The sequence below is a fragment of the Halomicrobium katesii DSM 19301 genome, from assembly GCF_000379085.1.
Lineage (GTDB): Archaea > Halobacteriota > Halobacteria > Halobacteriales > Haloarculaceae > Halomicrobium > Halomicrobium katesii.
This window is the reverse complement of the sequence record NZ_KB905378.1, coordinates 2,470,076-2,481,411: the sequence shown is the minus strand read 5'-3', so window position 1 is coordinate 2,481,411 and position 11,336 is coordinate 2,470,076. Positions and strand designations below refer to the sequence as shown.

General features: G+C 55.7%; 5 protein-coding genes and 2 pseudogenes. 4 read left to right on the top strand and 3 right to left on the bottom strand.

What is annotated here, in order from left to right; genetic code table 11:
- Window positions 1–112 (top strand): annotated as a pseudogene (locus tag HALKA_RS21030) (IS5/IS1182 family transposase); the annotation flags it as partial.
- 397 nt (window positions 113–509) lie between these two features.
- Here HALKA_RS21030 and HALKA_RS0113080 read toward each other — a convergent pair.
- Window positions 510–2,435 carry an Eco57I restriction-modification methylase domain-containing protein gene (locus HALKA_RS0113080; RefSeq protein WP_018258412.1) on the bottom strand — a complete coding sequence of 642 codons (1,926 nt, stop codon included), beginning with the start codon at window positions 2,433–2,435 and terminating at the stop codon, window positions 510–512.
- Between the two features lie 979 nt (window positions 2,436–3,414).
- On the opposite strand from HALKA_RS0113080, the pseudogene HALKA_RS19545 reads away from it, so the two are divergent.
- Window positions 3,415–4,641: pseudogene (locus tag HALKA_RS19545) on the top strand (IS701 family transposase).
- 320 nt (window positions 4,642–4,961) lie between these two features.
- On the opposite strand, the gene HALKA_RS0113070 reads toward HALKA_RS19545, so the two are convergent.
- A complete protein-coding gene (locus HALKA_RS0113070) occupies window positions 4,962–5,816 on the bottom strand; it encodes an IS5-like element ISHmu1 family transposase (protein ID WP_018258409.1) in 855 nt (284 codons plus the stop codon).
- A gap of 688 nt (window positions 5,817–6,504) precedes the next feature.
- On the opposite strand from HALKA_RS0113070, the gene HALKA_RS0113065 reads away from it, so the two are divergent.
- Both HALKA_RS0113065 and HALKA_RS0113060 read left to right on the top strand, forming a co-directional pair.
- Window positions 6,505–8,778, top strand: coding sequence for an Aq_aa27 family P-loop NTPase (locus HALKA_RS0113065; protein WP_018258408.1), 2,274 nt, complete (start codon window positions 6,505–6,507; stop codon window positions 8,776–8,778).
- 179 nt (window positions 8,779–8,957) lie between these two features.
- Window positions 8,958–9,788, top strand: a complete 831-nt coding sequence (locus HALKA_RS0113060; protein ID WP_018258407.1) for an IS5 family transposase — start codon at window positions 8,958–8,960, stop codon at window positions 9,786–9,788.
- Window positions 9,789–9,943: 155 nt separating this feature from the next.
- Here HALKA_RS0113060 and HALKA_RS0113055 read toward each other — a convergent pair whose 3' ends face one another.
- Window positions 9,944–11,326 carry an ATP-binding protein gene (locus tag HALKA_RS0113055; protein WP_018258406.1) on the bottom strand — a complete coding sequence of 461 codons (1,383 nt, stop codon included), beginning with the start codon at window positions 11,324–11,326 and terminating at the stop codon, window positions 9,944–9,946.
- Window positions 11,327–11,336 lie beyond the last annotated feature (10 nt).

Sequence of the window (11,336 nt, the reverse complement as noted above, 5' to 3'; positions counted from 1 at the left end):
GGTCAAGCGCTCGCTCGGCTTTGCCGTGCGAGCTCGGTCCTGGTTTCGTGAGTTCCGAGAAATTGCCCTAATGTGTGTCGTCTACAACATTAAGCGGGCCGTGAAACAGTGAATTCCCACGCCATATGGCGATTCAACACAGCCCCAACAACCGAACAGCCTCATCGTCGCCAAGCGTATCGAGATCGAGTTCATTCACAGTCATCTGTCGTGCGGGGTCAGTACTCATCGGCCGGTCCCGATCGATCGCGGAATAGAAATGAAACCAAAACATGAGGCTTCCCTCTGACGGGAGAGTTGGCGGATGATCTGGATCGAATCGATCGGGAATTATTGGGAGTGCCGAGGCGGTTGAGAGCGCACCGAGGAAGGAACGTCGAAACATAGTGTCGACAGAGTGGTTGCGCTCAAAAATCCTTCCCCGCGTCATCTCCACTTCCAGAGCCTCACCTCTAACTTCGTGAGTATCTCTCTGAGGCCCGACAGAGGAGTTAGAACCGAACCCTGACTCACAGGATTTGCTGGAGTACAGCGTCGACGCGACTAATGACGCGCTCGCAATCGCCGCCGACCCGGGCTGTCTCTCGCAGTTCATCGAACAGGTCGGCAAGGTCAGTCGTCATCTCATCGTCTATGTCGGTCACGTCGATTACAGGCAGTTGTTTGACAGCCCCTGACCCCAATATTTTAAGACCACTCTGCCGGGTCCGCGTTTTGTTGCGAACGACTTGCTCGGCAACGCCGCTGTTCAAATACGCGAGCAACGCCTTCAGCTCCGTCTCGTTCAGCGTCACGTCGTAGAGTCCATTGAAATTGTGGATGTTTCGCGCCTCGGTCTCATTCAACTGGAACGTGAATCCCTCCCGACTTGCGTCCGGAACTATAATCCGGGGAGAATCTTGTCTCTCCGGTCGGTACCAGTACGTACGTTTTTTGAGTATGCCCGTCCCTGACAAATCGTAGTTGTTCACACCGTCGCGTAGATATGCGAGCAGATGCGCTACCGTGCTGGAGTCGTCGTCTGGTAGTACCGGTGAGTCACCTGCCACCTGATCACTAAATGTGTCGATCGACTCCGGAATCTCTTGAATGGCGTCAGGATCGCACAGCCACACGTCTTCCCCGCTCTCCCGTAGTGCCTCCCAGTCTTCGTCACGGAAATCGTACCCGTCGACGAGTTTCGGTTGTCGAATCAGGCGGGAAAGGTGCTGGGTGTCAAGTTCGAAGTCGTCAACGTCGGCCTGTGAGAGGCAGAAGAAATCCGCTTCGCCGGTCGTCTTCCCACGATGGACGGTGGCGAACTCGTCAAGTCGTGGGAAATCGCTCGTATCGATGTCTGTCGGGGTGAACAACGCCTCCCAGTTCCTGGCCGGGTTGAGTTGGGTTTGTGGCACGGAGTTGAGCAATCCCCAGTCGATGCTCTCTGGGTCGTCTCTCTCGACTGCTTGACGGATCTCACTCCCCTCAACTGATTCATCGACGCGAATGAACCGCGTTTCGCCACTTGATTCGTTCTCAGGTGTTGCTTCCAAGAACGTGATGAGGGCTGTCGTGTGAGCGTCCGAAAAGATACGTTCACCAGCCGGATCAAATTGGACGAACGCTTTGATCGAGAACCTCTCCAGAAGGAACTCCTTGAGTGATTCTCCGTAGCGTGCCGTGAGGAAGCTTTGCGGTGTGATGAACGCCGCGCGATCACCTGCGGAGAGGAACTGTCGGGCGTGGTATATAAAGTACGCGTAGAGCGGCGAGCGTGCGCTGATTCCGCTCCCAATCGACTGCTCTATCTGCGTGTTGATTCGGTCTTTGTACGCTGCGGGGAGTGAATCGCCGCTCGTGTACGGCGGGTTGCAGATGATCGCGTTGACGTCTTGCTGCAGGTCAGCGGGTGAGAGGTCGAGGAAGTCAGTCGCACGCGAATCGTGCGCCTGCCCGTACAACGTGAGCGCAGTCGTCCCCATGAGGTGCGAGAGACGACTCCGGTCAATCCCGTCAACGTGGGCAGGGTCCGTGCTCACATCCCACTGCGGGTCGAATGGGATCAAAAGTACACCTGCTCCCATCCCGGGGTCAAGCACGCAATCATCGCCACCCGCTGCCCACGTCCGCATAAGCGATCCGACGTCCGGGGGCGTTCGAAACTGGCCGAGTATCTGGCGGTCGTCGTTCGACATCAGATCCGCATAGAGCCGTCCGATGGTTTCAGCTGGCTTCCCCGACTCCAGTACCCAGTCCCGAGCGTCAAGTATCGGTTCGAGATTGGTGTCGGTAGCGAGCCAGGCGATCTCATCAAGCACGTACTCGTGGAACGCTGGATTCTCTGTTTGCTCTGCTGCCTGTCGAAGTGCCTCTCGCGTATTGGCGGGCAGCGATGGCAGATCGCCGTGCTGGTGGTGCCACTCGTAGAGTGTCGCCTTGAGAAGCACGTTCAGCACAGTTTGCCGAGCGATGATCGGCCGAGTATGCGTCGCAGTCGGATCGTCAAACCCGTGAAGTGCGCACCATTCCGTAACTGAACCCTGTAGTGACTCGGGTAGTTCAGAACCGATGGCAGCGCGAACAACATCAGCTGCCGTCCGGAGTCTCTCTACGAGAGTTTCATGTGTGCGCTCGTCGAATCGGTACGAAACAGGTTCCCAGGTACTGTCGCCCGGTTTCTCGATTCCGGTCGGTGTGATCTGCGACAAGACACTAGTACTCTGGGTTCCGGTGAGTTGTTCGGGACCTTGAGAGTTATAGCAATCACCAGTAGACGGTCGTAATCGACCGACAGATTCTGTCTGTGTAGTAGTGCGAGACATCGGAGTAATGCAGTTTCAAGATTCGGTCATTTAAAAGGTTAAGTAATTTAGAGATTATCATTCTACCCAGTATATGGCTATAGTCGCACCAGACGTGCTTCTCAGCCGCCTCTACGGCGATTTCGGAGATCTCTCTCGTTGAGGTTTGTCGAACCCTAGACGACGAACAACGAGCACGGAGTGGTACCAAGCGCGCGCGAAACCGTTCTTCGGCTTGATCAGGACAACGAAAAATGGAGAATCGTAATTTGCGTCCGGTAGCGTGTCATAGAAACATTCATAAGTGATTTACTACGGTACAATCCGGGTTGAGAAATGTTGAGATAAATATAGTTACCGAAGGCAGTACAAGATGTAGAGCGTGAATACAGCAAATCTACTCTATCTAAATATAACAAATGATATGCTTCTGACCCACATAGTAAGTTGGATGAATAACAGAACACCCAGTGTCAGGCTGAAATCACAAATGTGAGAAACGAGTACAACTGGTGAAACTATGGTTAATATGGCCTGTAATCTGAACAGAAATATGGTTAGCCACCGTCTTTTCCCAACTAACTCAGCTTTGAACGTTGAAGTAGGGGCGTGACGTAGGCGGTAGCGAAGACGGATGATGCCGATTACGGACTTCTTGTCGTGTATGCGTGTGTTCGACGAGTTCGAGTCACTCTCACCAGCGCAACGTCATCACGCCAAAACCTACGCCACAGGTCTTGTTGCGGCCAGCAACAAGACCGTGGCAGGTATCGCACGCGAAGTCCTTCCAGCTGGAGACAAACGCGCTCTCAACAAGTTCCTCACCGAGTACGACTGGGACGAACAGCAATTCAACCACGAACGCCTCGAAGAACTCCAAAAACACGGTGAAACGCGCTGGTCGAAGGATGGCTATATCATCCTCGACGACACGATCACCGAGAAAGCCGGGGACGATGTCCCCGGCGTCGGCCACTTCTACGATCACGCTGAAGGCGACACTGTCTAGGGCCAAGACCTCATCTACGCCTTCTACGCTGACGACAAAACCGCCTATCCGCTCACTTTCCGCCTCTACGAAAAACAGGATGGAGACGGCCAAGACCACGACACTAAGTACGATCTCGCCCGCGACATCGTCACCGAACTCGAAGACGAGGTAGGTGTCCCGGCGGACACCTACCTCTTCGACTCGTGGTTCGCCCACGACTCCGGCCTTCCTGAACTCATCGAATCATACAACAAGGACTGGATCGGCCCGCTCCGGAGCAACCGACAGGTGGCCTATGGCGGAGAAGTGATCCGCGTCGATGCGCTGGAAGAGCGCATCGACACGGTTGAGCGTAACGTTGAGGACGAAACCTACCATATCTGGACCAAGAAGCTTCCCGTCTCCCAGTTGGGAGACGTGAAGCTGGTCCTCGCTGAGAAAGAAACCGACGAAGAAGACGAAGAGAACCCGATCAAGTACCTCGCTACGAACAAGATCGACGCACCGACCGAGCACATTATTCGCTCCTACGGGATGCGATGGCGCATCGAGACGTTCTTCGAGGACTCGAAGCAGGATCTCGGCTTGGGAGACTGCGAGATGCAGACCGACGAAGGTGCCAGTCGGCACTGGCACCTTCTGATGGCTGCTTACAGTCTCGTTCGTCTTGATCCCGAATCAAGCGCCTTGGGGACGGTTCGCTCGAAAGCGTCATCGCTTCGAGCGAACCTTGAGCACTCCCTGAAAGAAGCCGTTTACAACCTTCTTTCGTGGGTTCGAGACAACGATGATCGTGGCGTCGATGACCTCATGGAGGAGATCGATCACCTCTTCGTTCACTCAACAGCCGACGCTAACGTTCAAAGCTGAGCAACTAAGTAGTTCCTTTCGGGGAGATCACCCAAGGCAACTGAGAGAGAAAATATCCCAGAGATCAGAGAAACTATAGACAAGCCGAGGAGCAATTGTTGTCCTAATCCATTATATAAGGATCTAATCGATGGAAAAATTAAGATTTCGCATACTGACGGCGATGCCAAAAATAAATATCCGAATGAAAGCGTAGGTGCAATGCTCCCAGTATATCGTGTATCTACTATTGCTTTCCAGAGATCTACCATCAGATTACAGGATTCGGGGACACATCAATAAGGCTCTGTTTGGCCTTGTTTAGACGCGTGATTTCACGGTCATGAGTGGCTGACGCTGAGTTCGATGTTTCTGACAGCACATTTCAGAACGAGTTCGCGGAACTGACCGAACCAGGTTCGAGCCCGAACGATCTCGCCGTATTTGCGTCGCAGCGCGAAAAACGTGGATTCGGCGTTCGAGCGTTGATGGTAGATCGTATCATCTTGCAAGAAATTGTTGGCGACGCCGTGCCAGCCGAATTCGCGGTGCTTAATCACCGGTTTAACGCCTTCTGCACGCAGTCTTTGGCGAAGTAACCACCAGTCGTAGCCTTTGTCGGCGGTGAGAATATTCAGTTTGTCGAGATTACGTTTGACCATCTGCCAGCCGACCTTGGAATCGTGCGGTTGTTTCATCGAGCAATGTATATCGAGGATCGCACCAGTCTTGCAGTCACTCAGAAGGGTCGTTTTCACCGCCTCGAACGTGTAGTTCGTCCGTTTTGCGTAGTGTTGGCTGGCAGCAATCCGATCCATGCCGGTTGCGTCGATTGCCTGAACATCACCGAGGTCGTGCAACTCCGCCGACAGCCGCAGCAAGACGCGCCAAATACGCATTTCCAGATCCTGCTTGCGCGTACACACGGTCGTGAAATCAGGCAGATCAGCCACCGCTAGGTCGAGTTTAGCGACAATTCCATGCATCTCGTGGAGCACGTCCAGCAACCGTCGATACGTGTGATCAAGATACTCGCGGAGGCCGTGAATCGCCACGATCACCCAATCTGCGTAGCCGTTTTCTCCTTCTTCGTACGCTGGATCTGGTTCGCTGACGACGGCTTTTTGAGCAAGCGAGACAACCCGATCAGTGAAGCGGGCGAGTTTGCTGGACACAAACTCCTCTTCCCGCTTCACTCCCTAGTAAGTTAGACATTTAGCCGCTCTTACTAGCGTCTAAACACGCCCCTCTGTTTTGATGATAAAATTCTGTGGCAGACGTATCCTCTGTATCTTGCACACAGTCTCTGAACTGATGTAGAAATCAATACTCTACGTCGGTGTGTGAGTGATCTGCATTGACCGATCCGGACAGTTGGTTTTCCGAAGAGTTTCTGTGCGAAATATGCGCATTACATCTTGCACGCAACTCTTGACAATAATTGGATATACAAGCCTTGTGAAACTTTCTATGACGCGCTCACCGGTGTAGCTGTTGGGCAATCTCAGGATCGTTTTGCGTACATTGATATGTACAAGTGTCTGTCGACAAGTGCTGGGCGCTCAGGTGGGACGTTCAGCCTTCGAAGAGAGAGTGACTCCCCTGGTACCAGGGGTTCCACCTACGAAATTCGCCGGTGGTGCGCCGAATTTCGATGGCCGCAGTGGTGTGCGGCCATTCCATCATTTTGACGTCAGGGATGAAATTCTTCTGGTCACCCCGATATCGCTCATCGAGTGAGAGGCAAGGACTAACCCTCGATCGTGATCATCGTCATGGACCCCTCAATAGCGAGGAGCAGTGAGTGTCTCTGGGCGTCCACAGCGAATGCTCCACTACCGCTCCACGGTACGGTTTTATTCGTGTTAGACCGCTGCTGTGCGTATGGACGAACTGACGGCGAATATCTCGTTTGACCGGTTCGCGGATATGCCAGAGTTCTACGGATCCGGTGCTGCGGAATACCGCCTGGCGATGGTGAAAGAGCGAGCTGACTTTCTCGACCTGTTCGCAGGCGCTCGTCACGTGGACGCTGTGACGTACGCGGAGACACCCGAGCTGATGGTACAGATGCTGACCGAGTACGACATCGGGTCACTTGACGTGCTCATCGGGAACGCCGAAGACTACGCCGACCAGGTGAGCGAAGTCTCGACGGCGAGGTCGCTTGTCCGACTGCGCCAGGACGACCGTCTCACGGTTCGATTGAAGAACCGGAAGACAGTCCACTCGAAGATTTACCGTATCGTCATGCCGGACGACACGGTGAAACTCGTCCAAGGGTCGGCCAACCTCTCGCGGAACTCCTGGGAGTACCACACGAACCAGATCTCCGTCATCACGACCGATGTCGGGACCGAACTGGACGAGGAGTTCGAGCGGTTCATCGACGAGTACCGCGAGGGGTACAGTGACCAGACACTCCTCGAAGGGCTTGTTGAAGCGCTGGAGGATGCCGACTCACCGGAAGAACGGGAGAATCGCATCGAGTACTGGGTTGGTGCCGGCGATCTCGACGTGAGCGATACTGCCGCCCTGAATCAAGACGCCGTCGAGGACCTGAAAGACGTTGCCGACCAGGTCACTGCCGTCGTCGACGACCCAGAGGATGCCGACGAGACGGTTGCGTTCGTCGAAGAACCCGAGAACACCGACCGCAACGTCATCGAACCGGACGAGCCAACGGACGAGGAAGACTCAACCGTCGCTCCAGACGAGGACGAATCACCGGACGTCGGGCTCGTCGAATCGGATCACGAAACGGGGCTGACAGACGGGCTCGACCGGCCGCGAATTCGTGCGCCCGACGAGAAGATACGAATGGGAACCAGCAAGGTCGATAAAGACACTGCCGACGAGTTCGGGGCCGGGCTCCGTGACCGTGGCGCGACTGTTGAAGACCACAGTATCACCGCACCACTGAGCGCGTACAACAACCAGGTCAAGGAATCGACGGCTATCCCGACGATGTCGGTCCTGCCGGAGGCCGAGCAGGTCGTGATTGGCGAGGACGACGAGATGATTCTCGTCGCCACTGACGAACCGACCCCTGAAGTCCTGGATCACTGCCTCGAAACCATCGAAGACTACATCGAAACCGTCCAGAACCACGGGCACACGCAATCCGAGACCGCAGTGATGGCGCAGATGTACGAAGCGTTCCTCTACGGATTCTGGGCCCCGTTCGCCAACCAGTACGCCGAGGCGTTGTCGTCACCGTCTCGAACGCTGGACAACGTCCTGCAGCACCTCTACATCGAAGGGAAGAGCGACGCGGGGAAAGACAAGCTCACCGAGTACATCCTGCGACTCGTCTCCGACAACACGGTCATCTCCGGTGTGGACGCAGACGACGTCGGCGTGAAAGAAGTCCGCGGCGTCCGCGAGTGGGACACGTGCTTCCCGTACGCCATCATCGACGCGGAGAAGGAGAAGATCCAGCGGTGGAGCCCAATCCGGAACTACTGGGGTGATTGGACGCCCACTAGCGTCGATCAGCCGTGCCTCATCTTCACGACCAACGACGCGCTCCCGAAATCCGAGTTCCGGAACCGAATGAAAATCCTGAGTATGGACGTCTCCTTCCCCTCCAACCCAGAGGACCCAGGCTTCCGCGAAGCACAAGAAGACCTCTCAGACGTGCTGGAACGGCAGAACCCGATCTTCAGTTACGTGGCTCGGCGTATGCTCACAGAGAAGCCGTGGACCGACGGGAACGGCACCATCGAAGACGTCCGCCGCATTGTCCGTGAATTCTATGACGAGGCCGGGCGAGAGCAACCCGAGTACTTCCCCGCTGACGAGCCGGCCGAGAAAACGTATGACACGGGGCGGTTGAAGTGGCAGCGAGATATCCAAGGCGGCCGAGTCACGTTCGAGTCTGAGCCAAATGCCATCACAGCTGACTTCGACCGCGAAGAGTACGAAGTGTACGACTACGAGAAACGTCTCCCCAAACGATTCATGTCCGAGAAATCATCCACGAGCGTCTACATCGGCGCACCGGACGAATTCGCTGAATGGATCGGGTACTCCGTCACCGAACTGCTGAACGGAGCGGCCGAAACCGGCACGGACATCGAGCAATCAGCCACCACAGAAGACGCGTCGGATACCGACGACTCTGGTGGGTTCTTCTCTCGACTGCTCGGCGACTAGTCTCCTCAATTCTTTATTTGACTCTCGCGGGTACTACAGTTGTGCGACATTCTTTTTTGACTCTGTTGGCAGTCTAAGAAACTGATAGGATTAGTTCAATCAGGCTGTGTTGAATCACTAGACAGCGTCGAGACAGGTCAGTAAATCAAAGGCGTTGAAGCGGGAGACTCCGGTTGTCCATGACCCAAATCTCCCGCTTCATTGGGGAAGTTGTGCCGGTCGTTAAAAGAGTCACGGGCGATGGAGACGAATCCGCCGCTCCGGAAGGAGGCGGCGGATTCGCCGACTATGCGTTCGTTTCTCTCCATTGTCTCCGGGTTTACCTCGACACGCCCTATCGGATGACTATCGACCTGCTGAAGGAGATGCCACAAATAATCGGGGAGATCGGCCTTGAAGCGGACGATCTCCCTCATCCATCAACGTTGTGTAAAGCATTCGATGATATGAGCATGAGCGTGTGTCGAGTGCTGCTGCGCCAGTCGGCGCAGCTGCACGACCCCTCGAAACACGGCGCTATCGATGCCACGTTCTACGAACGATCTGCCGCGAGTCGTCACTACTGCCAGCGAACGAGTTACCGTGTGCAGAAGCTGAAAGTCACGAAACTCGTCGATACAGACACGCAAGCGATCCTTGATGTGCACTGCTCGACCAACCGCAAGGGAAGTGATGCCGATCTCTGTGCGCAGATCGCCCGCCGGAACGCGGGCGATCTGCTGAGTCTCGCCGCCGACAAGGGATACGACAAGCAAGCGCTCAGAGAAGCACTCCGTGAGCTCGATATTCGCCCGCTAATCAAGCATCGCATCTTCGCTGCGTACGATCACGCTCACAACGCTCGGATTGACGACGACTGCTACAACCAGCGCTCAATGACTGAAACCGTCAATTCGGCGGTCAAGCGCTCGCTCGGCTTTGCCGTGCGAGCTCGGTCCTGGTTTCGTGAGTTCCGAGAAATTGCCCTAATGTGTGTCGTCTACAACATTAAGCGGGCCGTGAAACAGTGAATTCCCACGCCATATGGCGATTCAACACAGCCACTTCAGGGGTTCGGGGGCGTTTCGACGGCATGTATAGGTACTTCTGACTTCAGCATCAACAAAACGGTTTCCTCCAGACCGCTCGCCGATACGTCAATTTCTGTACCCAGCAGAGGTTTTGTTCAGGGGTTGGTACTGGCAGTGATCAGATCCGGCAACTCAAAGAGGAGCACGTCATCGCGCGTATCGGCGACGCGTTCGAGATCGTCGGTGTACCCGGAACGACTGAACAAGACGTACAGCGTTTCCCCGTCTGCCGGTCCTTCTGACCACCGTACTTCAGACGTTGTTCGTTCGAGGTCAGCGAGTACACCTTCGCTGACGGGTTGAGACGTGAACTTACACTCGCCGGCGACGAGTCCATCGTCGGTGAGACCGAGGACGTCCAGCTCGTGTTCCTTGAACCACCACTGCCCGACATCGCGGAACCGGCGGTCTACAAGGTCCCAGAGTGTTCGCTGGCAGAGGCGCTCGAACAACGGGCTCACGTAATCTGCCAGGTCGCGTGCAACGAGTTTGTCGTACGCGTCGTCGCCGAGCATGTGAAGCTGATCCTGATTGCCGTACACGAACCGGAACCAGAACCGGAACAGCGGCGCAGCGATTCGATACCGGCCGCGTTTCGAGGCTGTCGGCGATTCAGTCACGGGGATATGGCGCTCGACGAGGCGGAGTCGGCGAAGTTTCTGGAGGTACGTGCTGAGCGATCCCGAATCCACGCCGGCCATACCCGCAATCTCATTCGGGGTGCAACGGCCGTGGGCGAGCGCGCGGAGGATGCTGAAGTACGTGTTCGGCTGTCGGAGTTCGGTACGGAGCAAGAATTCAGGTTCGGAGTACAGGAGTCCTCGCTCTGAGAGAATCGCCTGCTGGACGTTCGTCCCGAGCGACTGGCCAGGGTCGATAGTCTGGAGGTAGTAGGGAGTTCCGCCGTAGATCGACCACGCTGTGATGGCGGTCTCAGGGTCGTACTCCGGGAAGAACTGATGTGCGTCGGTTATGTCGAGGGGTTTGAGGTCGATCGTCGCCGTCCGGCGACCGTACAACGGTGCACTTCCGGAGAGCACCTTGTCTTCCATCACACTAATCGACGAACCGACGAGCACGAGCGTCATCCCCGTCTCCTGTAATTCCATGTCCCAGACGCGCTGAATCCGGGAAGGCAACGATTCGTCCTCCTCGATGAGAAACGGGAACTCGTCGATGACGACGATGGCATCTTCCTCGCCAAGCGCTTCGAGAAGTACCTCCCAGTCGCGGCGGACATTGCCCAGCGAGGGGAACTGTGCAGTTGCGGTGTCGACGAACTGTTCGAGTTGGTTCGGTGCCGTGGACTCGACTGCCTGGTAGTAGACGGCGTCGTCTCGATCCGCGATGGACTGGCGGACGAGCTCGCTCTTCCCGAGACGGCGGCGACCGTAAATCACGACGAAGTCTGCCGTCTCGGACTCGTAACAGTCTGTGAGTTGGTCGAGTTCTCTGTCCCGATCGACGAATCGCTTCATACGTCTCCCA